Source organism: Streptomyces sp. NPDC001153 (assembly GCF_053598315.1).
In genome coordinates this window covers 22,970-48,762 of sequence record NZ_JBSFJZ010000051.1, presented here as the reverse complement: position 1 = coordinate 48,762, position 25,793 = coordinate 22,970, and the positions used below count along the sequence as shown (strand labels likewise).

The following is a 25,793-nucleotide window of genomic DNA, read 5'->3' as shown; positions in this document are numbered from 1 at the left end:
GTGGATGACCGCATTCCACCACCGGCGTCAGGATCGCCCGAACGGAGGCGTCAGGGGGTGAGGCCCTTGTCCCGCAGCCACGGCGCCGGGTCGATGGCGGTCGCCTGGCCGTTCGGGTGGACCTCCAGGTGCAGGTGCGGGCCGGTGACGTTGCCGGTGGCGCCGACGCGGCCGATGACCTGGCCGGTGGAGACCTTCTGCCCGACGGAGACGTTGATCGAGGACTGGTGGCAGAACCACAGCTCGGTGCCGTCGTCCAGGGTGATGACGGTGCGGTAGCCGTAGGCGCCCGCCCAGCCGGCCTGGGTGACCGTGCCGCTGTGGACGGCCTTGATGAGGGTGCCGGTGGGGGCGGCGAAGTCGAGGCCGGTGTGGTAGCCGGAGGACCACATCGCGCCGGGCTGCCCGAAGGTTCCGGTGATCGTGTACGAGACGACCGGCAGCGTGTACTCCTTGGCCAGCTCGGCCAGCCGCTTGGCCTCGGCGGCCTGCTTGGCGTCGGCCTCCGCCTTCGCCTTGGCGTCGGCGGCCTCGGCGGCGGCGGCCTGCTCCGCCTTGGCGGCCGCGGCGGCGGTCTGCTTGTCGGCCGCGGCGATCGCGGCGACGGTGGCCTTGCTGTCGGCCTTGTTCTGCTGCTGCTCGGCCTGGGCCATGATCCGGTTGCGCAGGGCCTCGCCGGCGTTGCCGCCGCCGGCGCTGTCGGTGGTCACACCGACCTTGCTGAGGCCGGTGGCGGTGGCCTGGGGCGTGTCGGAGGAGCCGCCGAAGATGTGCTCGACGGAGTTCAGGTCCGGCAGGGATATGGAGACCGGCGGCTTGCCGGTGTTGGCGCTGGCCATGCCGCCCGCGCCGACCGCGGCCATCACGCCGACGCCGAGGACGGTGGAGCTGCGCGCGAAGCCGCCGCGCTGCTTGGCGACGCGGTGCCGGCCACGGACCGGGGAGACGGAGTCCTCGGTGGGGTTCCACTCCTCCCAGGGCCCCTCCTCGGCGCGGTAGGCGCCGTAGCCGAAGGTCTCCGGCTGGGCTTGCGGGGGCACGAACGGGGCTTCTGGGGCGGGCCGGTTGGACGCCACTCGGGCGTACTCCTTTCCTTCCTCCGCCTACCGGGTTAGCTGACGGGTTCGGAGCAGGAAGGTCTCCTACGCGCGTATACCGGCCGGTATCCGCGCGATTCACCCCAAGGTGGTGGTTCCCCGGCTCCCTTGCGGGATTAGGCGCGTGCGCACGGAGCCGCCTCTTGTGGCGGCTGGGACGACCGCGCTGCGTTATCGAACGTTAATAGACCTGCGAGTCACTTTCCAAGCCGTTCGGCTTGATCATTAACCTTTTCCGAGCGGGACTTACCGGCCAGGAGTGCGGCAAATGGGGCGAGTTGGCCGCCGCTCAGGAGTCTCGGCGTTTTTGATGGTGACTCAGATGTTATGCGGAGGGCGTCCGTCCGGTCACTGTGGGTGAAGACGATCAGGTGGCGCCGGGCGGCACACCGGGTGGTGTACAGTAGAGACACAACGACGCGGGGTGGAGCAGCTCGGTAGCTCGCTGGGCTCATAACCCAGAGGTCGCAGGTTCAAATCCTGTCCCCGCTACTGAAGACTCAGGGCCGGAATCCATGGGATTCCGGCCCTGAGTGCTTTCCGCCCCTGTACGGGACGGGCCGGGGCGGGCTCACCCCAGCAGATGCCCGTTCGGCGCCTTGGCGGGGCCCTCCAGCTCGGGCAGGACGACCACCTCCGCGCCCGCCTTCGCCAGGACGCCGCTCCCGTCGGCCGCGTCCACGAACGTGTCCGGCTCCCGCCAGGCCGTGACCACCCTGCGCACCCCCGCCCGAAGGATCAGCTCGGCACAGGGCGCGGGCCGCGAGGCCCGCCGGGCGCAGGGCTCCAGGCTGCTGTACACCGTGGCGCCGGCCAGCCGCGGATCCGCCGGGTCGAGCTTGGCGAGGGCGGCCTCCTCCGCATGGACCACTGGGTCGTCTCCCTCGCGCGAGTGACCCCGCGCGAGCTCCGTACCGTCGGCCGCGACCACCACCGCCCCCACACTGAACGCGGTCCGCGAGGGCGGACACAGCGCGGCCAGCTCGCAGGCGGTGCGCAGCCAGTGACGGTCGGCGGCGGTGGCGACGGCACCCGTGCCGGGGGCCGTGGGCTCGTAGCGCATGAGAACAACGTCCTCGATCCGGCGGGTCTCGGTCAGGCGCAGCCGGCCGGCCTGGTAGCCGCCGGGGCCGAACAGGCGGGGCGCGGCCGGGTCGCCGACGAACAGCGGCGCGAGGACCAGCTGGAGCTCGTCGGCGAGCCCCAGCTGGAGCAGCTGGGTGTGGACCGTGCCGCCGCCCTCGACCATCAGCCGTCCGACCCCGCGCACGTCGTGCAGGTGGGACAGCAGGGCCCGCCAGTCGAGGCCGGGGCCGAGCGGGACGACGTCGGCGGTGCCGCCGACGCGGCGGACGGCCCGCTCGGCGCCCTCGTCGGTCGTGTAGACGAGTTTGTCGCCGCCGGTGTGCCAGAAGTTGGCATCGGGGTCGAGGTCGCCGGTGGCGGTGACGGTCACCTTCAGCGGGTACTCCGGCCGGCCCGCCCGCACCCGCGCCGCGCGGCGCTCGGCGGAGTTGACCAGCAGTCGCGGGTTGTCGGCGCGGATCGTGCCGGCGCCGATCAGGATGGCGTCGACGGAGGCCCGTACCGCGTCGACCCGGTCGAAGTCGGCCGGGCTGGACAGCAGGAGCCGGTCGGGGCCGGTGTCGTCCAGGTAGCCGTCGAGAGAGACGGCGGCGGACAGCAGCACGTACGGGTACGACATCGGCGCGGTCTCCCTGCGAGGCGAGTCTTGGTTCAAGTTTGAAACAAACTTACACTGGCGGCATGACGACCCGCTGGCTCAGCCCCGAGGAGCAGCGCGCCTGGCGCGCGTACATGGCCGCGACGCACCTTCTGGAGGACGCGATCGACCGACAGCTCCAGCAGGACGCCGGCATGCCGCACCTGTTCTACTCCGTGCTGGCCAACCTGTCCGAGGCGCCCGACCGGCGGCTGCGGATGACCGACCTCGCCGAGTCGCTGAAGATCACGCGCAGCAGGCTGACGTACGCGGTGACCCGCCTTGAGCGGGACGGGCTGGTACGGCGGGAGGACTGCCGATGGGACAAGCGCAGCAGCATCGCCGTACTGACGGACGAGGGGATGGCCGCACTGGAGCGCACGGCGCCCGGGCATGTCGAGACCGTGCGCGCCACCCTGTTCGACCGGCTCACTCCGGAGCAGGTGCGGCAGCTGGAGGAGATCTGCACGGGGATCGCGCGCGGGCTGCAGGGCGGCGACGCCGAGTCCGGGACGGAGGACGTGCCCTGGCGGCGCCGTTCGTCCTGTTCGTGATTCCCGCTGTTCGTGATTCCCGCCGTTCGTGATTCCTGATTGCTTTAAGTTTGAAACATGGGGTAGGGTCCGTGCGAAGCGCTGCTTCAAATCTGAAGCACCTGCACCTGTCCGCACCCGGAGGGACCCGCATGCCCGACATCCCCGCCGCCACGCCGCGCGCCCGCGTCCGGGTACCGCTGCGCTTCCACGACGGCTACGGCGTCGACGCCGAACTCGTCACCTTCCACGGCCTGGCCGACGGCCAGGAGCATGTCGCCGTCGTCCTCGGCGACCCCGCCCCCGGCACCGTCCCACTGGTGCGCCTGCACTCCGAGTGCCTGACCGGCGACGTCTTCGGTTCGGCCCGCTGCGACTGCGGACCCCAGCTGCGCGAGGCGGTCGAGCGCATCGCCGACCGCGGCGGAGTCCTGCTCTACCTCCGCCAGGAGGGCCGCGGCATCGGCCTCTACAACAAGCTCGACGCCTACGCCCTCCAGGACCAGGGCCTCGACACCTACGAGGCGAACGCCGCGCTCGGCCTGCCGGAGGACGCCCGCGACTACACGGCCGCCGCGCAGATGCTCGCCGCCCTCGGCATCGGGGAGCTGGACCTGCTGTCCAACAACCCCGACAAGGCCGAGCAGTTGCGGGAACTGGACGTGGTCGTACGGGACCGGGTGCCGACCGGTGTCTTCACCACCGCCCACAACGTCCGCTACCTGCGCGCGAAGGTCCTCCAGACCCGGCACACGCTGCCGCTCGCGGAACTGAGCGTGAGCTGAGCCCGGCGGCTCGGCCGGACCACGACCGATCACCGCACTCAGCGGTTGAGGTACGCCAGCACCGCGAGGACGCGCCGGTTGTCGTCGTCGGAGGGCTGCAGGCCGAGCCGCGTGAAGATCGAGGCCGTGTGCTTGGACACCGACCGCTCGGTGATCACCAGGTGCTGGGCGATGGCAGCGTTGGAACGCCCCTCCGCCATCAGCGCGAGCACCTCCCGCTCGCGCGGGCTCAGTGCGGCCACGGCGCCGTCCGCGGAGTTGTGGGCCAGCAGACGGGCGATCACCTCGGGATCCATCGCGGTGCCGCCCGCCGCCACGCGTCGCACCGCGTCGATGAACTGGGCGCCGTCCATCACCCGGTCCTTCAGCAGGTACCCCGTGCCGCCCTGTCCGGCGGCCAGCAACTCGCGGGCGTAGAGCTGCTCGACGTACTGGGAGAGGACCAGGACCGGAAGCCCGGGGGTGAGCCGCCGGGCCTCCAGTGCGGCGCGCAGGCCCTCGTCGGTGAAGGTCGGTGGCAGTCGTACGTCCACGATCGCCGCCTGGGGGCTCTCCGCCGCCACCGCGGCCAGCAGGTCGGGGCCGTTGTCCACGGCCGCCGCCACCTCGAATCCGTGTGCCTCCAGCAGGCGCGTCAGGCCGTCCCTCAGGAGGAAGAGGTCTTCGGCGATGACAACGCGCACGGGATCTCCATGTTCACGATGGTCGGACCGCCGGGCGGGCTGCTGACGGCGAGTACTCCGTCGAAGGCGGCGAGGCGGCGCTCGACACCGCGCAGCCCCGTGCCGGCCGCGGGATCGGCCCCACCCCGGCCGTCGTCGGTGACGGTGATCCGCAGCGTACCCGTGGCCGCGCCGCCGTCATGGCCGATCTCGATCCATATCTGCCGGGCCTCCGCGTGCTTGGTCACATTGGCCAGCAGTTCGCTCACCGTGAAGTAGGCCGCCGACTCCACCGGAGCGGGCGCCCGGCCCGGCAGGTCCGAGGTGAAGTGCAGCCGGTACGGCAGGTCGAGGGCGAGTGCGTGCACCGCGTCGGCCAGGCCCCGGTCGGCCAGTACCGGCGGGTGGATGCCCCGGATCAGGTCACGCAGTTCCGCCAGCGCCCGCGCCGAGGACTCCTTGACCTCGGCCAGCATGCTCCGCGCCGCCTCGGGGTCGGTGGCCAGCAGGTGTTCCGCCGTGTCCAGGGCCATACCCATGGCCACCAGCCGGGCCTGCGCGCCGTCGTGCAGATCGCGCTCGATCCGGCGCATCTCGGCCGCCCCGGCGTCGAGGGTGTCGGACCGGGTCTGCGCCAGGTGGCCGACGCGCTGCGCCAGTTCCTCCTGCCGGCTGGGACCCAGCAGATGGCGGGCCGACCTGCCGTACGCCGCCATCAGCCGGGGCGCGGCCCACAGCACGAGCGGCAGCAACGTCACCAACGCCGTCGTCACCGTGAGGAGTACCAGGAACACATGCACGTTGGGGGGCTGCAGCGAGGCGGAACCGAGGAACGTGCCGAGCAGCTGCGCCGCGACGTAGACGGGGAGGGCGACCAGCGCGGCGAGGACACAGCCCACGCCCCCGGTGAAGGAGGTCCACAGCAGGTCCCGCCAGGTCCCCGGGTCGGTCAGGATCCACCGTGTCCACAGCCGGGTTCGCCCCCACAGCGATCGTCCGCCGGTGGCGGGCGCGGCACGGTACGGCACCGGGACGGGCACCCCGCTCCACGAACCCGCCATCCTCCGGTGCAGCCCGGCCACCCAGCGCATGCCCAGCAGGCTGCAGGGGAGCAGCGGCACGCTGAGCCACACGACGCCGTGGTCGCCGCCGGGCAGCGGCCCGTGACGGACCGCCAGGGCGGCCAGCGTCAGGACCGGCGGGACCAGCAGCGCCGCCCAGCCCTTCCCGAAGACGCCCTCGCCGGCCCGGCCCGCCTCACCACCGCGGACGAGCCGGCGCGCCCCCAGCACCGCGCAGGGAAGCAGGGCGAGGAGTGTCAGCAGCCAGAAGTGGTACCTGTCCTTGCCGGCGCCGCTCGTCATCGCGGAGGCCGGCGGTTGCCACGCCCGGATCACCAGGTCGACCACAAGCAGTCCGGGGACGGCCAGCAGGGCCGCGGCCCCGACCAGGCTGACGCCCCAGACCGCGCCCAGTCGGACCGTCGCCAGGACGCCCCTGCCGACCCGGGACGGCTCGGGTTCCGGTTCCCGCGCGCGCCCCGGCGTGGGCTGCCGAGCACGCTCCTGCCCCCGCGGCTCCCTGCCCGGGCTGATCGCACCACTGCTCACGTCCGTTCTCCTCCCCTGTCGCTCCGGACCAGTGTGCGAGCCGGCCGCATCGGCCGGCATCGGCCCTGGGCCCCGGAACAGGGATGTAGCCAGCTACACCCCCAGGACCCCGCTCAGCCCCGTGTCGGCGAACTCCCGTTTTTCCCTAGCTTCTTCGGCGGCTTCGAGGGACACCGCAGGAGCGGCGCCCCGGTCGTTGCCCCGACACGTGGGAGGACCCGTGACCGCGCCGATCATCGAGATCCGCGACGCGAGCAAGAAGTACGACGGCGGCCCCCCGGCGCTGGCCGGCCTGGACCTGGTGGTGAACGCCGGTGAGGCATTGGCGGTCCTCGGGCCGTCGGGCAGCGGCAAGTCCACCCTGCTCAACCTGATCGCCGGGCTGGACCGGCCCTCCGAGGGCACCGTCACCGTGGACGGACTCCGCCTGGACGGGCTGGGCGAGACCGAGCTGGCGAAGTACCGCAGGGAGCGGATCGGGATGGTCTTCCAGTTCTTCAACCTGCTGGACGACCTGACCGTGGCGGACAACGTGCTGCTGCCGGCGCAGTTGGCGGGCCGACCGCGCGCCCTGGCCCGCCACCGGGCGGCCGACCTGCTGGAGCGCCTGGGAATCGCCCGGCACGCGCGCGCCTTCCCCGGCCGTCTCTCCGGCGGTGAGCGGCAACGGGTCGCGGTGGCAAGGGCGCTGATGAACAGTCCGCGTCTGCTGCTGGCCGACGAGCCGACCGGTGCGCTGGACAGCGCCTCCGCGGTGGAGGTCAGGGACCTGCTGGCCGAGCTGAATCGCGAGGGGCAGACGATCGTGCTGGTCACTCACGACACCGCGCTGGCGGCCTCCTGCGCGACCCGCACCGTCGAACTCGTCGACGGCCGGATCGCGCGCGACGTCATGCGGGCGGTGGCCGGATGAGCGCGCTGGGCAAGGTGGTCCGCGCCGGTGTCGGCCGACGCCGGATGCAGACCCTGGTGATGGTGCTGACCACGACGATGGCGGTGGCCGCGGCCGTGCTGGCGACCGGACTGCTGGTCGCCTCGCGGGCGCCGTTCGAGCATGCCTTCGCCAAGCAGCGCGGGGCGCAGCTGACCGCCTGGTTCGACCCGGCCGGGGCCCCTGCCGCGCAGGTGGCGGCGACCGCACACGTCTCCGGGGTGACCGCCGCGGCCGGTCCCTACCCGGTGCTGTCGCTGTCCCCGCGGGTCGGGGCCAACACGTCGCGGTTGCCGGTGGGCGGTGTCATGCCCGAGATGAGCGTGGTCGGCCGGGCGGACACCGCAGGAGCGGTCGACGACCTGGTGCTCACCGCGGGCCACTGGGCCACGGGCGGCGGACAGATCGTGCTCAGCGACCGGAACCCGCCGCTGGGCCTGGGCGACCGGCTGTCCCTCCCGGACCTGCCGGGCAGGCCGGTGCTGACCGTCGTAGGACTGGCCCGGTCGGTGACCGCGACCGCGGACGCCTGGGTCTCTCCGGCGCAGCTCACGTCCCTGACCGCCCGGGGCGGCAGGCCCGGCCTGCAGATGCTCTACCGCTTCCGCGGCGCCGCCACCGATGCCGACGTCACCGCCGACCGCAAGGCCGTCGAGGCCGCCGTACCACCGGGGTCGCTGACCGGGGCCTCCTCCTACCTCCAGACCGAACGGTCCGCGAACCGCACCGAAGCGACCTTCGTCCCCTTCGTGGTCGCCTTCGGGGTGCTCAGCCTGGTCATGTCGGTGCTGGTCATCGGCACGGTGGTCAGTGGCGCGGCCGGCTCGGCGACCAGGCGCATCGGCATCCTGAAATCCCTGGGCTTCGCCCCGGCGCACGTGGTCCGCGCCTACGTCGCCCAAGCGCTGATCCCCGCCTCGGCCGGCAGCGTTCTCGGCGTCGTGCTCGGCAACCTGATGGCGATCCCGGCCCTGCACGAGGCCCAACGCGCCTACAGCACGGGGTCGTCGGCCGTCGCACCGTGGATCGACCTCGCCGTGCCCGCCGTCGCGCTGGCCGTGGTCGTGGCGACGGCGCTGGTCCCCGCGCTGCGTGCCGGGCGGCTGCGTACGGTCGAGGCGCTCGCCGTGGGCCGGACCCCGCGGGCGGCCCGTGGCCGGGCGGTCCAGCGGTGGCTGGCCGGGCTGCCGCTGCCTCGCGCCCTGAGCCTGGGGCTGGCGAACCCCTTCGCCCGGCCCGCCCGTTCGGCGACGGTGGCGGCGGCCGTCGTCTTCGGCACGGTCGGGGTGACCTTCGGGACCGGCCTGGCGGTCTCGGTGAACGGCGTCCAGAACGGACTCGACCGCAGGGATGCGGGCGCGGTCATGGTCCAGGACATCGCACCACCGTCCGGCAAGGGGGCGCAGGACACGGTCGATCCGGCGCTGATCGCGACGAAGATCGCGGCGCAGCCGGGCACCCGGCGGTACTTCAGCACGGAACAGACCCAGGTCCGTGTGGCCGGTCTGACCGGTTCCGTCCACGTGACCGCTTATCGGGGCTACGGGGGCGACTACTCCTGGGGCGCCTACCAGTTGGTTTCCGGAACCTGGTGCCACGGCCCCGGCCAGGCGGTCGTCCCCTACGGCTTCCTGCGGGCCACCGGAACGCACGTCGGCGACACCGTCACCCTCACCGCGAACGGCCGCCGCGCGGCGGTGCGGATCGTCGGCGAGGACATGGACGTCCGCGAGGGCGGCATGGTCATGCTGACCGACAGCTCCTCCCTGGCCGGCCTCCGCCTCAGGATCCCCTCCGAGACGGTGCAGTTCGACATCGACCTGAAGCCCGGCACCGACGCCACGGCCTACGCGGCCTCGCTGGGCAAGGCCCTGCAACCGCCGGGCATCCTGGTGCTCCCGTCCGGTGACAGGGTCAACCCGACGATCATCGCCATGGACGCGCTGGTGGCGATGTTCACCCTGATGCTGGTCGCGGTGGCCGGGCTCGGTGTCCTCAACACCGTGCTGCTGGACACCCGTGAACGCGTGCACGACCTCGGGGTGTTCAAAGCGCTCGGCATGTCGCCGAGGCAGACCGTCGCCATGGTGCTCACCTCGGTGGCCGGGACCGGGCTGGCGGCCGGTGCGGTCGGCGTGCCGCTCGGCGTGGCCCTGCACCGGTGGGTACTGCCCGTGATGGGCCGCGCAGCAGGCACGGCCCTCCCCAAGGCGGACACCGCGGTGTACTCACCGCCTGTGCTGGTCGCGCTGGTACTGGGCGGCCTGGTGATCGCCACGGCGGGAGCGCTGCTGCCCGCAGGGTGGGCGGCGAGGACGAGGACGGCGGAGGCCCTGAGAAGCGAGTAGCGAGGGCGGGGCCTGCTGCCTCCCGACAGGGGAGAGGTGCGGCTGTTCGGCCGGCCCTGGGAGAGGCGGGCCCTGTCCCGCATCGGAGCGAGCATCAACGGCCCCAGTTTCTATGGTCACTTGTCCGCCCGGCAGAACCTGATGGTGCACGCCCATCTGCTCGGACTGTCCGAGGCGGAGGTCGGCCGTACGCTGGACACGGTCGAACTGAACAGCAGCGACCGGAAGAAGGCGAAGGCCTTCTCCACCGGCATGAAGGGACGCCTGGCCCTGGCCATCGCCATGCTGGGAGACCCGGACCTGCTCATCCTGGACGAACCGCAGAACGGCCTCGACCCGGAGGGCATCGCCGCGCTGCGCGCCATGATGCGCCGCTTCACCGACACCGGGCGCACCATCGTGCTCTCCAGCCATCTGCTGGGCGAGGTCGCCTCGGTCGCCGACGACATCGGCCTGATCGCACAGGGGCGCCTGCGCTACCAGGGAAGTCTGACCGATCTGGCGCCGGACGGGGACCTCGAACGCGCCTACTTCGCGCTGGCCGGCGCCGCCGGCGAAGCCCGGACGGCGGCACGATGACCGCCCTCGTACCCCTGACGCCGCTCGTCGGCCTGCCCGCGACCCTGCGTGCCGAGCGCGCCGTCTGGCGACGCAGCACCGTCGCGTACCTGCCCCTGGGCGGACTGGCCTTCGGGCTCGCCAACAGCGCGATGTTTCTCTCCACCGGCCCCGGCAAGACCTGGAAGGACCTCCTCGGCTACCAGAACCTGTGGGCGATGTTCGTCGGCCCCATGCTCACCGTGCTGCTGGTGGTCACCGCGGCCCGCATCGACCGCGGCGCCCGAGGTGGCGGCACCTGGTGCCGGCCCGTGCCCCCGGGGTACCGGCACCTGAGCCGGTTCGCCGTCCTGGCCGCGCGGTCCCTCCTGCTCAATGTGCTCGGCGCCGGGGCACCCCTGCTGGCACTCGGGCTGCTGTCCAGCACCCAGCGGGTCCCCACCGACCGCGCGGTCGAGGCCGTCCTGGTCCCCTGGGTCTCCCAACTCGGCCTGCTGGCCCTGACCCTGTGGCCGGCCCGGCAGCTGCCTCCGGTGGCGGCCCTCGCCGCCGGGTTCGTGTGGACGGTGCTGGGGGTGGTGAACGCCGAGTCGGCCACCTGGACGGTCCTGCCGTTCACCTGGCTGGACCGCGGGGCCCTGCCGGTCCTCGGCACGCACGCCAACGGTGTCGCCCTGGAAAGCCACTCCGCGCCGGCCGGTGCCTCCCCCTGGCCGCCCGCGCTCCTGGGCGCGCTGCTCGCGGCCCCGTTCCTGCTGCTGCCGCGGCTGCGCCCGTCCGGTAGCCGGAGCGCCAAGCACCGGACGACACTCGACCGGCAGGTCTTCGCACCAGGAGCCACGGCGATCCTGGGCACGGTGACGGAGCCCGCCCCCCGCCTCGAACCGGGCAGGCCCCGGGTGGTCGCCGCCGTACTCGGCATGCTCCGCGGCACCGCACTGACCTGGCTGTGCCCCGGCACTGTCGCACTGATCGCGCTGTGGCTGTCCTGGCACGACCCGAACGCCAGTGTCCAGCTGTTCACTCTGCTGGTCCTGCCCATCGGCGCCCTGGTTCTGGGCCTGGTGGTCTGGAGCGCCGGCGGTCAGGGCTGGCGGGCGGTCGCCTCTCGCGCCACCGGCATCTCGGGCCCCGCTGTCGTGCTCACGCTCGTCACGGTCGCCATCGCGGTCGCCGTGTCGCTGATCACCGCGCTCCTCTGTCTGACGGCCGGCATTCCGGCCGGGCATGCCTGGCCGCTCGCGCTCACCAGCGCGACGGTCGGTGCGATGCTCGCCACGCTCACCCTGTGGCTGGCGATCCGTACGTCACAGGCCGTCGCGGCGGTCGTCGGGATCATCGGCATCCTCTTCGGCGTGCTCGTCGGCGGGACCGCCATGCAGCGGACGCTGTGGCCGCTGATCCCCTACTCGTGGGCCAACTACCTCGACCTGCACCGCATGTCGGTGACGCTCCCGGTGAGCCTGGTCGCCACGGCTCTCTTCACTCTCGGCATCACGCACGCGACCCGAAAGGCGGCGGAGAACTCATGACCACCCCCACGCGCACGCAGTTGCGCACCCGCACACGCACGGCGCGAGCCGGAGTACTGCTCGCCACGGCCGCCGGTCTGGCCCTGCCTCTGATCCTGTCCGCCTGCTCGTCCCAGGAGGGCGACGCCCTCACGAAATGGCCGGCCGCGACGCACAATCCGCAACACATCACCGCCGACCAGCTCAGCTCCGCGTGGCCGGTGAAACCCCAGGAGGGCGACGTCCGCTGCGACACGACCCCGTACAACGGCTTCGCCATCACCTTCACGGCACCCGACGGCAAGGTCTACGCGCTCAATGACGTCGCCCACGACGACAAGGGCTACCCGAGCGCCGACACCATCCGGAAGCCCTCGTCGAAGACGATGTGGCGGCTGCGGTCGTTCGGGATGCAGGTCTGCAGCGTCGACCGGGCCAAGCACATGACACGGACACCGAAGCCTCCGAAGACCCCGTGATGCCGGCAGGCCCTTGCCGCGCAAGCCCCGGAGACGAGTCAGCGCCCGAGCCGACGCAGCCGGCTCGGGCGCTGCGCAGCAGCAACCCACAACCAATGGGACAGGACCCGCAGGCGGCGAGGGATGTCAGGAGAGCCAGTCCGTGTAGCGGGTGGGGGCGAGGTGGGCGTTCTTGTCGGTGAGGACGTCGCCCTTGACGACGGCGAACATGCCGGCGGTGGGGTCGGTGACGACGGTGCGGTTGTCGCCCTTGTGGGACAGGGTGATCCGGCCCAGCTCGTCCAGGGTGAAGATCTCGGGGCCGGCGATGTTGCGGATGCCGTTCAGCGGGGCGCCGGCGGCGACCTCCGCGACCGCGGCGGCCACGTCTTTGGAGGCGATGGGCTGGATGGGCGTGGCGGGCAGCCGGACGGTGTCGGCGTCGGCGGTCCAGGACATGGCGGCGTCCATGAACTCCATGAACTGCGTCGCCCGGACGATCGAGTAGGGGATCGACCCGGCCGCGAGGATGTTCTCCTGGAGCACCTTGGCCCGGTAGTAGTCCAACTCCGGCACGTGTTCCACGCCGACGATCGAGAGGATGACGAAGTGGCCGACGCCGCCCTTGTGGGCTGCCGCCAGGAGGTTGTCCATCGAGGTCTGGAAGAAGGCCAGGGAGGCTTCGTCGAAGGTCGGGGAGTTCGTCAGGTTGACGAGGACGTCGGCTCCCGCCACCGCCTCGTCCAGCCCCTGGCCGCTGATGATGTCGACCCCGGTGGACTTCGAGTGCGGTACCGCCTCGTGTCCGGCGGCGTTCAGGTTCTTGACGACCTGTGACCCGATGAGTCCGGTACCGCCGATGACTGCGATCTTCATGGCATGCCTTTCGTCTTGATCACGTGCGCAATATGGCATATGGGCCGCTATACGGATGCGGCATGAAACGGCCCGTTGATCGGCCGAGGAGGGATGGCGTCACAGACCGTCGACGAACGTGACCGTCTCGTCGAGCGGCGCCCGGCCCATACGGGCGTCACCCGCTGTGACGTCTTCGAACCCGAACGACATGCCGCAGAAGAGGATGAGTTCGTCCGGTGGTGACAGGACCTCCGCGACGGTCTTGTGGTACTTCGCCCAGGCCATCTGCGTGCAGCTGTGCAGCCCTTCGGCGCGGAGCAGCAGCATGACGGTCTGCAGATACATGCCGACATCGGCCCACTGGGGCGAACCCATCTCGCGGTCGATGTAGCAGAACAGGGCGGCGGGCGCACCGAAGCAGTCCCAGTTCGCGGCAGCGGCCCGCTGACGTGCCTCCAGGTCCTCACGCGCGATGCCGAGCGCACCGTAGCGCTGCTCGCCGAAGGCGGATCGGCGCTCGCGGTACGGAGACTTCAGTGCGGGCGGATACATCTCGTACTCCGGCGTGTCCCAGGGGTCGCCCGAGGCCAGGCGCTCGCCGGCCCGTTTCTTGAGTTCGGCCAGCGGTGCGCCGGTCAGCACGTAGGTGTGCCACGGCTGGAGGTTCGATCCGGACGGCGCCCAGGCCGCGGCGGACAGCACGCGCTCCAGTGTCTTCCTCGGGACGGGTTGGTCGGTGAACCGACGCACCGCTCGTCGGCTCGTGACCGCCTCGTAGACGTCCACGATCACCCGCCTCCACCTCTGGTCCGGTTCACCTTCATCACACTCAAAATGGTATCACTCAATACCGTATCGTGTGCAACTATTATCGAGCGCGAATCCCCAGCCCCTGGTTCCCCGCCTCGGGCGCCGTTCCTTGGAGAAAACCCATGGCCACGCTGCTGCACATCGACTCGTCCGTGTTCCCGGGCGAGGCGTCCTCGTCCCGTTCGGTCACGGCCGCCTTCCGCAAGACCTGGGAGGAACAGCACCCGGAGGGCACGGTGATCTACCGCGACCTGGCCGCCGCCCCTGTCCCGCACATCACCGCCGCCGCATGGTCCGCCGGTTACGCCGCCCCCGCCGAGCGCACCCCGGAGCAGTCCGCCGCGTTCGCCGCACGCGTGAAGCTCATCGAGGAACTGGAGGAGGCGGACGCCGTACTGATCGGTGCTCCCATGTACAACTTCTCGATCCCGTCGACCCTCAAGGCGTGGCTGGACAGCGTGCTCCTGCTCGGCCGCACCGCGGGCGAGACGCCCTCGGCCCAGGGCACCCCGGTGATCGTCGTCGCCAGCCGTGGCGGCTCCTACGCGCCGGGCACCCCGCGCGAGGGCTACGAGTTCGTACAGAACTATCTGGAGGCCGTCCTCAGGGGAACTCTCGGCCTGGACCTCGACTTCATCGTCCCGGAGCTCACCATGGCCCCCCGCAACCCGGCCATGTCAGAACTGGTCCCTCTCTACGAGGCGTCCCGCAACCGCGCCTTCGAGGACGCGACCGCCAAGGCCAAAGAACTCGCGGAGCGCCTCGCCGCGTGACCCCCTGGCCGTGGACGCCGTGTGACGCCCCGTCCCAGGAGGTCACACGGCGTCGTCGGCGCGTGCACCCCTCCGACGGTGGCCGTGGCGCCCTGTACAGCACACCGCCGGCCACGTATGCGGGCGCGTCACCCTCAATGCCGGTTTCGCGGTGGAAGCCGCATGAGACCAAGGGCGCCGACGCGGCCGACAACCGGTGCGCCCGCGCGCTTACGCCTCGTCGTCCGCCGGATGGGCAAGCCGTGTCAGCAGATCCCTCAGCTTCTCGGGCTCACCGGGCCCCAATTCCGCAACCAGACGCTCAGCCAGAGGCTCCGCAGCGACGTGGACTGCATCGAAGAGCTCCAGCCCCTGAGGAGTGATCTCCACCGCCCGCACCCGCCGGTCCCCCGGAACGAGCTTGCGTACGGCCAGCCCCTTCCGCTCCAGGTCGTCCACGACCCGCATGATTCCGGCCTTGTCCGACCCCGTCGCCGCCACCAGATCCCGCTGCACCGTGGGCCCGTGATTGACCAGCTCGATCAGTACCGCGAAATGCCGCAACTCGATGCCGAGCGGCCGAAGCGCCTCCCCCATCACCGCGGCCGCGCGCCAGTGCGCCCGGCGCAGCAGCAGACCCAGAGCGAAAGGCGACGTGTCCCCGGGGCGGTCGGTCGCATGCGAGGTGGTGGGGCGGTGAGGAACGTCAGCGGCCATGAGGCCAGACTACTTCATTCGATACGGTATCGCCTGAAACTAAATATGCGGGACGGCGCCGCTGGTATCGCAGTGCAACATCCCCGGCCCCGTCCGACAGCCGCCTGATCGTCCGCCGAGGTCCCAGCCGGACCGCAGGCCACGGGCACATCCGCTCACGCATCGCTCACGCACGGGCCCGAAAACGCCGCAGCGCCCGAGCGGGCCGAAGCCGACTCAGGCGCTGCGTAGCAGGGCAGAGGCCATACCCCCCGCCTACCAGCCGTAGGCCCTGTGGGACTCGAACCCACAACCAATGGATTAAAAGTCCACTGCTCTGCCAATTGAGCTAAGGGCCCAGGCGATGTTGCCTGTCCGAGCATAGCCGGACGAGGCCGTGTCTCCGATCGGGTATCGGTGACGCGGCCGCGTCGGGAGGGGACCAAGGTTTCGGATGGTCACTTTTCGACCGGGTTCGGGGCCGGGGCCGCCCGCTCCCCGGTGAGGAACCAGTGACGGGCCGAGGCGAGCCACCAGGTCGCGGCGAAGCCGAGGACGACCAGGACGGCGACGGGGGCGTAGTTGAAGGTCTGCGAGGTGACCGGGGAGACCTGCGGGAGCATGAAGAGGACGGTGATCGCGGCCACCCACAGCACCGAGACCACGCCGATCACGCCCGACCAGCGGCCCAGGTGCCAGGGCCCTCGCTCGAAGGCGGCGCCCCTGCGGACCCGCAGGAAGGTCGGGATGACGTACGCGATGTAGAGGCCGATGACGGCGATCGAGGTCACCGCCGCGTACGCCGTCGAATTGATCAGATAGGGCAGGCCGAGGACCAGGGCGGCCAGCGCGGCCAGCCAGACCGCCGCCACGGGTGTGCGGGTGCGCGGGCTGACCGTGTGCCAGACGCGGGAGAAGGGCAGCGCGCCGTCGCGCGAAAAGGCGTAGATCATGCGGCTGTTGGCGGTCACCGAGGCCATGCCGCAGAAGAGCTGGGCGCCGATCACCACCAGCAGCAACAGCTTCCCCGTCGTCGCTCCCAGCGCGTCCAGGAGGATCTGGGCCGGGGGCGCGCCCGTCGGGGACGTCAGTTCCTTGTCGTACGACTGGATCGCGAACGTGAAGCCGAGCAGGAGCACGAAGCCGGCGATCCAGGACGTCCAGATCGAGCGGACGATGCCCTTCGGGCCCGCCGTGGACGCGTCGTGGGTCTCCTCGGTCATGTGGGCGGAGGCGTCGTAGCCGGTGAAGGTGTACTGGGCCATCAGCAGGCCGAGCAGGACGACGTACGTGCCGCTGCCCCAGCCCGTCTCGTTGACGAACTTCGTGAACACGAACGTCGCCGACTGGTGGTGGTCGGGGACGAAGGCGAGCGCGCCGACGATCACCGCCACGCCCAGCACGTGCCACCACACGCTCACGTCGTTCAGGAACGCGACGACCCGGACACCGAAGGTGTTCAGCAGGCCGTGGAGGATCAGGATCGCCGCGAAGAGGAGGACCGTGCGGCCCGGGGTCACCTCGAAGCCGAACTGCAGGTTCAGGTACGCGCCGAGGAAGGAGGCCGCGCCGAAGTCGATGCCGGCGGTCACCGCGACCTGGCCCAGCACGTTGAACCAGCCGGTGAACCAGGCCCAGGCCGCCGCCGAGCGCGGTGGCGCCAGGCGGTGCGCCCAGAAGTACAGGCCCGCCGAGGTGGGGTACGCCGAGCAGATCTCGGCCATCGACAGGCCGACGAACAGGGTCATCAGGCCCACCGCCACCCAGCCCCAGGTGATCACCGCGGGGCCGCCGGTGGTCATGCCGAAGAGATACAGGGTCAGGCAGCCGGACAGGACCGAGATGATCGTGAAGGAGACGGCGTAGTTCGAGAACGCCGACATCCGGCGGGCGAGGACCTGGGTGTAACCGAGCTGGGCCAGCCGTTCCTCGTCCGACAGGCCCGACGGGCCGGACGCTTCCTGCTGCCCGCTCACTCTCGCGTCATCTGTCATGCCCCCAGCAATTCCCTCCCCGGGGGCGTGACATGCGTCACGCGGTGGCGAAAAAGGGCCCGTACGACGTGGTCGTACGGGCCCTTCTCAGGTCACTCGGCGGCGCTCACCCGGCGTCAGCCGTTGCGCTTCCAGCGCGGCTTGTCCTCGCGGCGGCCGAAGGAGCCGTTGCCGCGATGGTCGTCACGGCGGCCGAAGGGACGCTCGTGGCCGCCGGTGCGGAAGCCCGGGCGGTCGTCGCGGCGGTCACGGTTGAACGGGCGGTCGCTGCCCCGGTGCCCGGCGCGCTCGTCCCGGCGGAAGCCGCCACGCTCGCCACGGTCCCGGTCGAAGGAACGGCCACCGCGGTCGTCACGGCGCTCGAAGCCCCGCTCACCGCGGTCGCGGTCGAACGGGCGACGGTCGTCACGGCGGTCGTCGCGGCGGTCGTCACGCCGCTCGAAGCCGCGGCCGCCCCGCTCGCCACGGTCCCGGTCGAAGGAACGGCCACCGCGGTCGTCACGGCGGTCACGGTCGAACGGACGACGGTCGTCACGGCGCTCGAAGCCCCGCCCACCACGGTCGCCCCGCTCCTCACGGCGCTCGAAGCCCCGCTCAGCACGGTCACGGTCGAACGAGCGGCGCTCGTCGCGACGCTCGAAGCCACGGCCACCGCGGTCACCACGGTCGTCACGGCGGTCGTAACCACCGCGGTCGCGGTCGAAGCCCCGGTCCCGGTCGTGGCCGCGCCGCTCCCGGCGCTCGTACGGCGCCGAAGCCGCCGGACGCTCCTCGCGCTCGGTCTCCCGCTCCGCCGGCTCCTCGGCCACGGCCGCGAGCTCCTCGGCCGCCGTCGCCTGGGCCTCGGCCACCGCGGCGTCCGGGTCCTCGCCACGCTCACGGGCGACGCGGGCGACCAGCCGGTCGGCCTCCTCGCGCAGCTCGGTCGCACGGCGCTGGGCGCGCTCCAGCTGCTTGGTCAGCTGGGTGACCTCGCGCTCGGCCTGCTGGGCGGCGTTGGCGGCGGACTCGGCCTGGACCTCTGTCATGGAGCGGGCGCCGGTGATCTCGGCGACCTCCGGGTCGAAGGCGCCGGCACCCTGGATGATGTGGCGGGCCGCGTCGACGCCGGCGTCCTCCATCAGACGGAAGATCTGGCGGCGCTGGTGCGGCAGGGAGAGCGACACGACCGTGCCGGTGCGGCCCGCGCGGGCGGTACGGCCGGCGCGGTGCAGGTAGTCCTTGTGGTCGCCGGCCGGGTCCACGTTCAGGACCAGGTCGATGCCGTCCACGTGGATGCCGCGGGCGGCGACGTCGGTGGCGACCAGGACGTTGACGTACCCGTCCTTGAAGTCGGCCAGCGTGCGGGTACGGGCGCCCTGGGTCATGCCGCCGTGCAGCGCGTCGGCCTTCACACCGGCGTCGCGCAGCTGCTCGGCGACGCGGTCGGCGCCCAGCTGGGTGCGGACGAAGATGATCGTGCGGCCCTTGCGGGAGGCGATCGCGGCGGTGACCGGCGCCTTGTCCTTGGGCTTCACGATGAGGATGTGGTGCGACATGGTCGTCACCGCGCCCTGGGCCGCGTCCACCTCGTGGGAGACGGGGCTGTTCAGGTAGCGGTCGACGAGGGTCTGGATCTCGTTCTCCATCGTGGCGGAGAAGAGCATGCGCTGGCCGCCGGCCGGGACCTGGTCGAGCAGCTCGGTGACCTCGGGCAGGAAGCCCAGGTCGGACATCTGGTCGGCCTCGTCCAGGACGGCGATCTGCACGTCCTCGAGGGAGCAGGCGCCGCGGTTGATGATGTCGCGCAGGCGGCCCGGGGTGGCGACGAGGATGTCGACGCCGCGCTCCAGGGCGTAGATCTGGTTGCCCATGGAGGTGCCGCCGCAGACGACCTTCATCTTCAGGCCGACGACGTCGCCGTACGGCTGGAGGGCGTCGGCCACCTGCATGGCCAGCTCGCGGGTCGGGGTGAGGATGACGGCGCGGGGCCGCTTCCTCTCGGTGCGGCCGCCGGCCAGCTGGGCCAGGGTCGGCAGACCGAAGGAGAGGGTCTTGCCGGAGCCGGTGCGGCCACGGCCGAGGATGTCCTTGCCGGCCAGGGCGTCCGGGATGGTCGCGGCCTGGATCGGGAAGGGGGTCGTCACGCCGTTCTGCGCGAGCTTGCGCACGACGCCCTCGGGCAGGCCGAGGTCGGCGAAGGTGGTCTGGGGGGTGGTGTCAGCGGCCTCGGGGGCCTCGGTGATCTCGGCCGTCGCGTCGGCGAGCTCCTTGTCGAGCTCGCTGAGCTCGTTGAACTCGTTCTCGGACACGACGAACTGATCAGTACTGGACACGGACATGCGAATGCGAAACCTTCCGGAGTCTCGTCGGCACGCGCCCGTCAACTCCGTGATTCGCTCACGACCGCCTCGATGCGGTCCGCCACGGCAAAGGAGAGTACGCGCCACACGGCGCGCTCTGTGGTGGCGCCGGGCAAATGGGATCAAACGATCTACCACCATACGCACCCACCACCCCTGAACGCAAACTGGCTCCGTTTCCGCAGGTGAGCCGCATCGCCGTGCCCCGGCGACCACACCCGGGGACCAGGTGCCGAGATCACGAACCGACGCCCGCCCCGGGCTCCGGTGCCGGTTCGCGCTGGACGAGCTGCGTTCCCGCCGCCTGATGGGCCGAGGAGGACGGCTCGGCCGACGGGGGCTCGGAGGTCGCCGGCGGCGGGCTGGAGGCGGGCGGCTCGGGCGGGGCGGAGGTGGCCGTCGGCGTCGGCGGGGCATTGCTCGGCGCCGGGCCGCCGGGGTCGACGGTCCGGCCGGGCCCGCCGGGCGGCGCGGGGGCCACGGGCGAGCTGACCTTGCCGGACGGGGCGGTGGCCGACGGGGAGGCCGACTTCTCTCCCGGCTTCTTCTTGCCGCCGTGCTCGTGCTTGCCGTCGTCGGCCGCGCCGTCGTGCCCGCCGAAACCTCCGGCGCCGTGCACCGGGCCGCCGTCGGGCGCCTCGCCGCCGTGCCGCCCCGCCGAGTGCGAGCGCCTGGCCGGGCCCGCGTCGTCACCCACGTTCACACAGCCGGCGGCAGCGGCGAGGGCCAGCACCGTGACGGTGAGCCGGACGGGTACGGACAAGGGGCGCACGGCGGCCACCTCCGGAGGCAAGGAAAGAAGTCAACCTCCCCAACTCCCGCCGCCCGCAAGAGGACACGCGCCGCGTTCGCACCGGCGCTCACCCAGGGGCGGGGCGCTCACCCGTAGCCGAGGGTGTGCAGCCGTGCGTCGTCGATGCCGAAGTGGTGGGCGATCTCGTGCACCACGGTCACCTCGGTCTCCGCGACGACGTCCTCGCGGGAGTCGCACATCCGCAGTGTGGGCCCGCGGTAGACGGTGATCCGGTCCGGCAGCACGCCCGCGTACCACTCGCCCCGGTCGGTCAGCGGCGTGCCCTCGTACAGTCCGAGCAGCTCGGGGTCGTCGGCGGGCGGTTCGTCCTCCACGAACACCGCCACGTTGTCCATGAGCCGCATCAGCTCCGGCGGGATCCGGTCGAGCGCCTCGGCGACCAGTTCCTCGAACTCCTCGCGCGTCATCTCCAGCACATGGTCATTGTCCGGTACGAGGGCCCGTACGAGAGTGGTGCGGCACCGCATATCCGCCCCCGTACTTGGGCATACGGCACCAATGGTCCGCGTCCCTGTCGCAGCCCTCCGCACGATGACGAACCGCCTGCGCCCCGCGACGAGCCGCACGCACCCTGCCCGTCGCGGTGCCCGCCCGCTCCCCGCCCTGGAACTCGCCGCCCGCCCCCATCCCTGGCTCCGCGCCCTCGGCCTGACGGCCGTGGTCCTCGTCGGCGCCTGGCTGGGCCTGCTGATCGTCGGCAATGTACGGGCCCCGGTCGGGCCGATGAACACGACGATGGCGCTGCGCCCGTCGCTCACCGGCGGCACGAAGATCAACGTCTCGCCGCTGGGCGCGCTCACCCTGGACAGCCATGTGGCACCGGTCCGCCTGGACGTCAACGTGGACCAGCTGGACGCACTCCGCGCCCAGGCCCTGGTGGACCACCCCGAGCGGATCTCCGGCCTCCAGGACGAGGTCGCCAGGGACGTCGAGCACGGCACGCTGGACCTGGCCGTGCGCTCCTGTGTCGCCGTGGTCGCCGGCGCCACGGCCCTCGGCCTCGCCGTCTACCGCACCCCCCGCCGCTCCCTGGCCGCCGGCGGCCTCGCTCTGGCCCTGCTGGCCGCGTCCGGGGCGAGCGCGTACGCCACCTGGAACCCGAAGTCGATCCTCGAGCCGAAGTTCTCCGGGCTGCTCACCTCGGCACCGGCGGTGGTCGGCAACGCGCGCAGCATCGTCACGGAGTTCGACGTCTACCAGAAGGAGCTGGCCCGCCTGGTGACGAACGTGACGAAGCTCTACGACGTCACCTCCACGCTCCCGGCCTACCAGCCGGACCCCTCCACCATCCGGGTCCTGCACGTGTCGGACATCCATCTCAACCCGGCGAGCTGGAAGATCATCGCCTCGCTGGTGGACCAGTACAAGGTGAACGTGATCGTCGACTCCGGCGACACGATGGACCACGGTACGGCGGCGGAGAACGGCTTCCTGGACCCGGTCCGGGACCTGGGCGCGCCGTACGTCTGGGTGCGGGGCAACCATGACTCCCGGACCACCCAGCGCTATCTGGAGCGCATGAAGAACGTGCACGTCCTGGACGACGGCCGGGCGCAGACGGTCGCGGGACTGCGTTTCGCGGGCATCGGGGACCCGCAGTTCACCCCCGACCGCTCGGTGGTGCCCGGCGGGGACGCGGCCGAGCGGCTTGCGGGAGACCGGCTGGCCAGCGCCCTGCGCGACCAGCGGGCGGCCGGCACCCCGGTCGATGTGGCGATCGCCCACGAGCCGTCGGCGGCCCGCGAGACGGACGGCGTGGTGCCGCTGGTGCTGTGCGGCCATCTGCACCACGAGGGGGACGAGATGCTGCCCTACGGCACCCGGCTGCGCATGGAGGGTTCCACGGGCGGAAGCGGGCTGCGGGCACTGGAACGCGCGTACCCCGCCCCCATCGAGGCCTCGATCCTCTACTTCGACCGCCACAGCCACCGTCTCCAGGCCTGGGACGCGATCAAACTGGGCGGGCTGGGCGAGGCGACGGCCGAGGTCAGCCGCCATCTGTCGGACGAGAACCGGCCGAGGACCACCCCCTCCCCGGGCACCCCGTCCCCCGCTACCCCCGCCTCGTCCGCCCCCTCGCCGTAAACCGTTTTGGCGATCCTCCCCGCCATCCCATATGCTTCTCACGTCCCCGACGCGCTGAGAAGCGCCCAGGCGGGCCGATAGCCCTCATCGTCTAGCGGCCTAGGACGCCGCCCTTTCAAGGCGGTAGCACGGGTTCGAATCCCGTTGGGGGCACGCAATACCGTGTGCGACACTGTTGCACGCACGCTTGGTCCTGTGGAGCAGTTTGGAGTGCTCGCCACCCTGTCAAGGTGGAGGCCGCGGGTTCAAATCCCGTCAGGACCGCTGGTGTTTCACGTGAAACACCGTGGCTGGGTAGCTCAGTTGGTACGAGCGTCCGCCTGAAAAGCGGAAGGTCGCCGGTTCGACCCCGGCCCCAGCCACAGCCGCCCTCACCAGGGCATGAGCCCCTCCCCGATTCCGCCGGGGAGGGGCTTTTTCGTGCCACCTACGCCAACCGATACGCCAACGACTCTCAGGAGAGGGTGTCACCCAGCTTCCTGAGCGCCTTCCGCTGCTCGTCCAGGGAGGCGTGCGCGTAGACCTTCATGGTCACCCCGATGTCACTGTGACCCACGATCTGCCGGACGATGTGGGGCGGCACCCCGAGGTCCAGCAGCAGCGAGACGGCCGAGTGCCGGAGATCGTGAAACCGGATCTCCAGACCGAGACGCTCCCGGAGCGGATACCAGCTACGCCGGAGGTTGTCCGGCTCCAGCGGGGTGCCGATGCGGGATGTGAAGACCAGACCCTCTTCCTTCCACTCCACGCCCGCGGCGGCCCGCTCCTGTGCCTGCCGCTCACGGTGCTCGGTGAGCGCCTTCACCACGAGGGGCGGTAGTGGGACCGTGCGGACGGATGCCAGGGTCTTGGGCTTGACGAGTCGCAGCTCTCCCCCGACGCGCTGTAGCGCTCGCTCCACGGTGAGCGTCTCTCGGTCGAGGTCGACCGCGTCCCACCGAAGCCCCAGCAACTCGCCGCGCCGCATCCCCAGGACCAGGGCCAGCACGTAGACGGCGTGCAGCCGGTCGTCTCCGGATGCGCGGAGCAGAAGCCGGGCATCGGCGACGCTCAGCCCCTTCCCGGTGTCGTACGAGGGCGTAGGGACCTGTACGAGCTGGGCGACGTTCCGCACGATCAGTTCCTCCCGTACGGCGTTCTGCAGCGCGTTGCGGAGTACGGCGTGAATTGACTGCACCATGCGGCGGGACAGCAGGGTCTTGCAGCACTCGCCCGCCGCGCAGCACTCCGGCTCCGGACGCTCCTTGTCCCAGCCGTGCTTGCAGCACTGGCACTCGGACGCGACGCGAGCGAGCCACGTCCGAACCTCGGCGGCCCGGAGGGTTCGGATCTTCTTCCGGCCGAGTCCCGGAACGAGGTGGACACGCGCCACGCTCTCGTAGCCCTGGTAGGTCTTGGGGCGCCGGTGGACCTTGACCACCGTGGCGAGCCAGTAGGTGAGGTAGTCCTCCAGGTTCATGTTTGTGTCGGGCACCGGGATGCCCTGGTTCTCCTGAGCCTGGAGTTCGGTGATCTTCTGCCGCACCTCGTCACGGGTCTTGCCGTAGACCGAGACGCGCTTACGGATGCCGCTCGTCGTGGTCACGTACACGCGACCGTGGTACGTGCCGTCTTTGCGGATGGTGATGCTGCCTTCGCCGTTGGCACGCTTGGCCATCAGTCGTCGTCTCCCAACCGGTTCTGGATGTAGGTGCGGAGGGCATCGGCCGGTACGCGTCGAGCGCGGCCGATGGTGAAGCTCTGGAGCTGCTTGGACCTGATGAGGTCGTAGACCTTGAAGCGGCTCAGCCGCAGCGCGGCCATGACCTCGGGGACCGTGAGCGCCTCGTGGCTCGGGGGCAGGGCGGTGCTCATGCGGTGACTCCTCCGGGGAACAGTCCTTCGGGGGCCTCTCTGGGGGCCGCTACTTCCGCTACCGCCGCTACCGCGCAGGTCAGGGGCCTGTTCGAGGTAGCGGGAAGGGGTAGCGGTAGCGGATGGGGTAGCGGCTCGCGGTGGTGCTTGCCGCTACCCCGTTGCTGCTGGTCAGACCGCGTTTTCCGTGCCGGGTAGCGGAGGTAGCGGACTTTCCGGGGGTGGGGGGCAGTAGCGGGCCCATGCGTCCCGGAGATCGGCGGCGTAGTAGCCCTTGAGGACGCTTCCGGCGGTCTTGATGTTGCGGGAGGTGATCGGCTCGTTGTCGGCCGTCATGTACTCGGCGAGCATCCGGGACAGGCGCCGGTTGTCGAGGGGCTTGCCGTGCAGATCGGCCCATGGGGCGTCGTCCAGGGCGTTCAGCCGGTCGAGGATGGCGACGGTGGGCAAGCGGTCGATGCCGACCATGACGTGATCGCGCAGGTCGGTCAGCAGCCGGATTCCAAGGCTGCCCTTGTCGTTGGCCTTGGAGGCGGTCACCAGCGTCACGCACGCCGCGCGGGCCCGTTCGGGCCAGGCGCCGCCGGCCGCGTCGGCTACGGCGAGCAGGGGTTCCCACACATCCGCCGGCCGGTCGGTGACCCCGTCCGGCATGTCGGGCCACGCACCCATGACGAACCCCCGGGCGTGTTCGGCCCATTGCGCGAGCCGGTCACGCAGCTTGTGCCCCTCCGCCTCGTGGACGCGGGCCCGGAAAGGTTCGATGCGTTCGTTGCGAGCCCGGCGCCGCATGCGGATCACAACGGAGCGGGTCATGATCGTGTCCGGCAGGTTGCCGAGTCCGGCGACGGCGACCCCGGCGTACGAGGGAAAGGCTTGAACGGTCTGGTTGCCGCCGTCGCCGATACACCGGTAGGTGACTCCGGTCCGACGGTGCCCGGCGTTCAGGAACCCGCGCAGCTCCTCGTTGTCCCCCGCCTTGGGCCCGAAGATCGTGTCGATCTCATCGAACAGGATCGTTGGCCGGCCGGTCGGGTTGGACACGGACCGGAACAGGGCGGCGGCGGACGCGTTGACGGCCGTCATCGGCTGCGGGACAAGGGTTTCCACGATCTCCAGCGCGCGGGACTTCCCGGACCCCGGTTCCGGAGAGAGGAAGGCCAGACGCGGGGTGGAGTCGAAGCAGTCGAGCAGGTGGGCGTGGGCGTCCCACAGCGCGACGGCGACGTAGGCGGCCTCGGTGGGGAAGACGTTGAAGCGTCGGTGGAAGGCTTCCACCTCGTCCAGCAGCGCGGCCCCGTCAATGGTGGGGGTCATGCGGCGGCCCTTCCTTCCTGGGAGCTCCGGAGCGGGCAGGTCTCGCGGTGGGCGG

General features: G+C 71.3%; 23 protein-coding genes, 5 tRNA genes and 1 riboswitch. Of the genes, 13 read left to right on the top strand and 15 right to left on the bottom strand.

The window, feature by feature from the left end; all coding sequences use genetic code 11:
* Positions 1-50: 50 nt before the first annotated feature.
* Positions 51-1,076: a M23 family metallopeptidase gene (locus ACWDEN_RS40225; RefSeq protein ID WP_351600620.1), complete on the bottom strand. Its 1,026-nt coding sequence runs from the start codon at positions 1,074-1,076 to the stop codon at positions 51-53.
* A 9-nt stretch (positions 1,077-1,085) separates the two neighbouring features.
* Positions 1,086-1,230, bottom strand: a riboswitch (cyclic di-AMP (ydaO/yuaA leader).
* A gap of 285 nt (positions 1,231-1,515) precedes the next feature.
* Between ACWDEN_RS40225 and ACWDEN_RS40220 the strand changes: the two genes are divergently transcribed.
* Positions 1,516-1,589: transfer RNA gene (locus ACWDEN_RS40220), tRNA-Met, on the top strand.
* 79 nt (positions 1,590-1,668) lie between these two features.
* Here ACWDEN_RS40220 and ACWDEN_RS40215 read toward each other — a convergent pair.
* Positions 1,669-2,802 (bottom strand): dihydrofolate reductase family protein, encoded by a 1,134-nt coding sequence (locus ACWDEN_RS40215; protein ID WP_351600623.1) that lies wholly within the window; start codon positions 2,800-2,802, stop codon positions 1,669-1,671.
* Positions 2,803-2,864: 62 nt separating this feature from the next.
* On the opposite strand from ACWDEN_RS40215, the gene ACWDEN_RS40210 reads away from it, so the two are divergent.
* A complete protein-coding gene (locus ACWDEN_RS40210; protein ID WP_351600625.1) occupies positions 2,865-3,374 on the top strand; it encodes a MarR family winged helix-turn-helix transcriptional regulator in 510 nt (169 codons plus the stop codon).
* Positions 3,375-3,505: 131 nt separating this feature from the next.
* Positions 3,506-4,138 (top strand): GTP cyclohydrolase II, encoded by a 633-nt coding sequence (locus tag ACWDEN_RS40205; RefSeq protein ID WP_351600627.1) that lies wholly within the window; start codon positions 3,506-3,508, stop codon positions 4,136-4,138.
* 38 nt (positions 4,139-4,176) lie between these two features.
* Here the strand turns inward: ACWDEN_RS40205 and ACWDEN_RS40200 are convergent, their stop codons facing one another.
* Both ACWDEN_RS40200 and ACWDEN_RS40195 read right to left on the bottom strand, forming a co-directional pair.
* The gene (locus ACWDEN_RS40200; protein ID WP_351600630.1) at positions 4,177-4,821 is read right to left on the bottom strand and encodes a response regulator transcription factor; all 645 of its coding nucleotides are present in this window, start codon (positions 4,819-4,821) and stop codon (positions 4,177-4,179) included.
* The gene (locus ACWDEN_RS40195) at positions 4,785-6,410 is read right to left on the bottom strand and encodes a sensor histidine kinase (RefSeq protein ID WP_450862909.1); all 1,626 of its coding nucleotides are present in this window, start codon (positions 6,408-6,410) and stop codon (positions 4,785-4,787) included. Before ACWDEN_RS40195 ends, ACWDEN_RS40200 begins: the two co-directional genes overlap by 37 nt.
* A gap of 220 nt (positions 6,411-6,630) precedes the next feature.
* Here ACWDEN_RS40195 and ACWDEN_RS40190 point away from each other — a divergent pair, with 220 nt between their 5' ends.
* From ACWDEN_RS40190 to ACWDEN_RS40170, 5 genes are read left to right on the top strand one after another with little or no spacing between them, the layout of a single operon-like run.
* Complete coding sequence (locus tag ACWDEN_RS40190; protein WP_450862907.1) at positions 6,631-7,323, top strand: ABC transporter ATP-binding protein; 693 nt, start codon at positions 6,631-6,633, stop codon at positions 7,321-7,323.
* Entirely contained in the window at positions 7,320-9,689 is a 2,370-nt protein-coding gene (locus ACWDEN_RS40185) for an FtsX-like permease family protein (protein WP_450862905.1), read from the top strand. Before ACWDEN_RS40190 ends, ACWDEN_RS40185 begins: the two co-directional genes overlap by 4 nt.
* Positions 9,690-9,701: 12 nt before the next feature.
* Positions 9,702-10,268 (top strand): ATP-binding cassette domain-containing protein, encoded by a 567-nt coding sequence (locus ACWDEN_RS40180; RefSeq protein ID WP_450862925.1) that lies wholly within the window; start codon positions 9,702-9,704, stop codon positions 10,266-10,268.
* On the top strand, positions 10,265-11,779 hold the full coding sequence (locus ACWDEN_RS40175) for a hypothetical protein (RefSeq protein WP_450862903.1): 1,515 nt from the start codon (positions 10,265-10,267) through the stop codon (positions 11,777-11,779). The genes ACWDEN_RS40180 and ACWDEN_RS40175 overlap by 4 nt, the downstream gene beginning before the upstream one ends.
* A complete protein-coding gene (locus ACWDEN_RS40170) occupies positions 11,776-12,237 on the top strand; it encodes a hypothetical protein (RefSeq protein ID WP_450862901.1) in 462 nt (153 codons plus the stop codon). The genes ACWDEN_RS40175 and ACWDEN_RS40170 overlap by 4 nt, the downstream gene beginning before the upstream one ends.
* Before the next feature lie 126 nt (positions 12,238-12,363).
* Here the strand turns inward: ACWDEN_RS40170 and ACWDEN_RS40165 are convergent, their stop codons facing one another.
* Together ACWDEN_RS40165 and ACWDEN_RS40160 are read right to left on the bottom strand one after the other, a co-directional pair.
* Positions 12,364-13,092 (bottom strand): SDR family oxidoreductase, encoded by a 729-nt coding sequence (locus ACWDEN_RS40165; protein WP_351600649.1) that lies wholly within the window; start codon positions 13,090-13,092, stop codon positions 12,364-12,366.
* Between the two features lie 99 nt (positions 13,093-13,191).
* Complete coding sequence (locus ACWDEN_RS40160; RefSeq protein WP_351601179.1) at positions 13,192-13,860, bottom strand: nitroreductase; 669 nt, start codon at positions 13,858-13,860, stop codon at positions 13,192-13,194.
* A gap of 146 nt (positions 13,861-14,006) precedes the next feature.
* Here ACWDEN_RS40160 and ACWDEN_RS40155 point away from each other — a divergent pair, with 146 nt between their 5' ends.
* Positions 14,007-14,657, top strand: coding sequence for an FMN-dependent NADH-azoreductase (locus tag ACWDEN_RS40155; protein WP_351600652.1), 651 nt, complete (start codon positions 14,007-14,009; stop codon positions 14,655-14,657).
* Between the two features lie 210 nt (positions 14,658-14,867).
* On the opposite strand, the gene ACWDEN_RS40150 is transcribed toward ACWDEN_RS40155, so the two are convergent.
* The 6 genes from ACWDEN_RS40150 to ACWDEN_RS40125 all read right to left on the bottom strand — a co-directional run bounded on the left by ACWDEN_RS40150 (position 14,868) and on the right by ACWDEN_RS40125 (position 20,898).
* Positions 14,868-15,353 carry a MarR family winged helix-turn-helix transcriptional regulator gene (locus ACWDEN_RS40150; RefSeq protein WP_351600655.1) on the bottom strand — a complete coding sequence of 162 codons (486 nt, stop codon included), beginning with the start codon at positions 15,351-15,353 and terminating at the stop codon, positions 14,868-14,870.
* Between the two features lie 265 nt (positions 15,354-15,618).
* Positions 15,619-15,691: transfer RNA gene (locus ACWDEN_RS40145), tRNA-Lys, on the bottom strand.
* Between the two features lie 99 nt (positions 15,692-15,790).
* Positions 15,791-17,326: an amino acid permease gene (locus ACWDEN_RS40140; RefSeq protein WP_351600658.1), complete on the bottom strand. Its 1,536-nt coding sequence runs from the start codon at positions 17,324-17,326 to the stop codon at positions 15,791-15,793.
* 116 nt (positions 17,327-17,442) lie between these two features.
* A complete protein-coding gene (locus ACWDEN_RS40135; RefSeq protein ID WP_450862897.1) occupies positions 17,443-19,647 on the bottom strand; it encodes a DEAD/DEAH box helicase in 2,205 nt (734 codons plus the stop codon).
* 259 nt (positions 19,648-19,906) lie between these two features.
* Positions 19,907-20,440: a hypothetical protein gene (locus ACWDEN_RS40130; RefSeq protein WP_450862895.1), complete on the bottom strand. Its 534-nt coding sequence runs from the start codon at positions 20,438-20,440 to the stop codon at positions 19,907-19,909.
* 107 nt (positions 20,441-20,547) lie between these two features.
* The gene (locus tag ACWDEN_RS40125) at positions 20,548-20,898 is read right to left on the bottom strand and encodes a metallopeptidase family protein (RefSeq protein ID WP_228624376.1); all 351 of its coding nucleotides are present in this window, start codon (positions 20,896-20,898) and stop codon (positions 20,548-20,550) included.
* A gap of 115 nt (positions 20,899-21,013) precedes the next feature.
* Between ACWDEN_RS40125 and ACWDEN_RS40120 the strand changes: the two genes are divergently transcribed.
* The 4 genes from ACWDEN_RS40120 (at position 21,014) to ACWDEN_RS40105 (ending at position 22,929) form a co-directional block, all read left to right on the top strand.
* Positions 21,014-22,567 carry a metallophosphoesterase family protein gene (locus tag ACWDEN_RS40120; RefSeq protein ID WP_450862893.1) on the top strand — a complete coding sequence of 518 codons (1,554 nt, stop codon included), beginning with the start codon at positions 21,014-21,016 and terminating at the stop codon, positions 22,565-22,567.
* An 80-nt stretch (positions 22,568-22,647) separates the two neighbouring features.
* Positions 22,648-22,720, top strand: a tRNA-Glu gene (locus ACWDEN_RS40115).
* A 36-nt stretch (positions 22,721-22,756) separates the two neighbouring features.
* Positions 22,757-22,831 (top strand) — tRNA-Asp (locus tag ACWDEN_RS40110).
* Positions 22,832-22,855: 24 nt separating this feature from the next.
* Positions 22,856-22,929 (top strand) — tRNA-Phe (locus tag ACWDEN_RS40105).
* 92 nt (positions 22,930-23,021) lie between these two features.
* Here ACWDEN_RS40105 and ACWDEN_RS40100 read toward each other — a convergent pair.
* The 3 genes from ACWDEN_RS40100 to ACWDEN_RS40090 form a co-directional block, all read right to left on the bottom strand.
* On the bottom strand, positions 23,022-24,224 hold the full coding sequence (locus ACWDEN_RS40100) for a site-specific integrase (RefSeq protein WP_450862891.1): 1,203 nt from the start codon (positions 24,222-24,224) through the stop codon (positions 23,022-23,024).
* Complete coding sequence (locus ACWDEN_RS40095) at positions 24,224-24,421, bottom strand: helix-turn-helix domain-containing protein (protein WP_450862890.1); 198 nt, start codon at positions 24,419-24,421, stop codon at positions 24,224-24,226. Before ACWDEN_RS40095 ends, ACWDEN_RS40100 begins: the two co-directional genes overlap by 1 nt.
* A 171-nt stretch (positions 24,422-24,592) precedes the next feature.
* Positions 24,593-25,738: a DUF3631 domain-containing protein gene (locus ACWDEN_RS40090; protein ID WP_450862888.1), complete on the bottom strand. Its 1,146-nt coding sequence runs from the start codon at positions 25,736-25,738 to the stop codon at positions 24,593-24,595.
* Between the last annotated feature and the right edge of the window lie 55 nt (positions 25,739-25,793).

Excerpts from the sequence above, each read along its gene's own strand:
- ACWDEN_RS40095 (WP_450862890.1), bottom strand. The coding sequence starts at position 24,421 with ATGAGCACCGCCCTGCCCCCGAGCCACGAGGCGCTCACGGTCCCCGAG.
- ACWDEN_RS40155 (WP_351600652.1), top strand. The coding sequence starts at position 14,007 with ATGGCCACGCTGCTGCACATCGACTCGTCCGTGTTCCCGGGCGAGGCG.
- ACWDEN_RS40090 (WP_450862888.1), bottom strand. The coding sequence starts at position 25,738 with ATGACCCCCACCATTGACGGGGCCGCGCTGCTGGACGAGGTGGAAGCC.
- ACWDEN_RS40215 (WP_351600623.1), bottom strand. The coding sequence starts at position 2,802 with ATGTCGTACCCGTACGTGCTGCTGTCCGCCGCCGTCTCTCTCGACGGC.
- ACWDEN_RS40150 (WP_351600655.1), bottom strand. The coding sequence starts at position 15,353 with ATGGCCGCTGACGTTCCTCACCGCCCCACCACCTCGCATGCGACCGAC.
- ACWDEN_RS40140 (WP_351600658.1), bottom strand. The coding sequence starts at position 17,326 with ATGACAGATGACGCGAGAGTGAGCGGGCAGCAGGAAGCGTCCGGCCCG.
- ACWDEN_RS40175 (WP_450862903.1), top strand. The coding sequence starts at position 10,265 with ATGACCGCCCTCGTACCCCTGACGCCGCTCGTCGGCCTGCCCGCGACC.
- ACWDEN_RS40210 (WP_351600625.1), top strand. The coding sequence starts at position 2,865 with ATGACGACCCGCTGGCTCAGCCCCGAGGAGCAGCGCGCCTGGCGCGCG.
- ACWDEN_RS40185 (WP_450862905.1), top strand. The coding sequence starts at position 7,320 with ATGAGCGCGCTGGGCAAGGTGGTCCGCGCCGGTGTCGGCCGACGCCGG.
- ACWDEN_RS40120 (WP_450862893.1), top strand. The coding sequence starts at position 21,014 with ATGACGAACCGCCTGCGCCCCGCGACGAGCCGCACGCACCCTGCCCGT.
- ACWDEN_RS40135 (WP_450862897.1), bottom strand. The coding sequence starts at position 19,647 with ATGTCCGTGTCCAGTACTGATCAGTTCGTCGTGTCCGAGAACGAGTTC.
- ACWDEN_RS40170 (WP_450862901.1), top strand. The coding sequence starts at position 11,776 with ATGACCACCCCCACGCGCACGCAGTTGCGCACCCGCACACGCACGGCG.
- ACWDEN_RS40165 (WP_351600649.1), bottom strand. The coding sequence starts at position 13,092 with ATGAAGATCGCAGTCATCGGCGGTACCGGACTCATCGGGTCACAGGTC.
- ACWDEN_RS40100 (WP_450862891.1), bottom strand. The coding sequence starts at position 24,224 with ATGGCCAAGCGTGCCAACGGCGAAGGCAGCATCACCATCCGCAAAGAC.
- ACWDEN_RS40205 (WP_351600627.1), top strand. The coding sequence starts at position 3,506 with ATGCCCGACATCCCCGCCGCCACGCCGCGCGCCCGCGTCCGGGTACCG.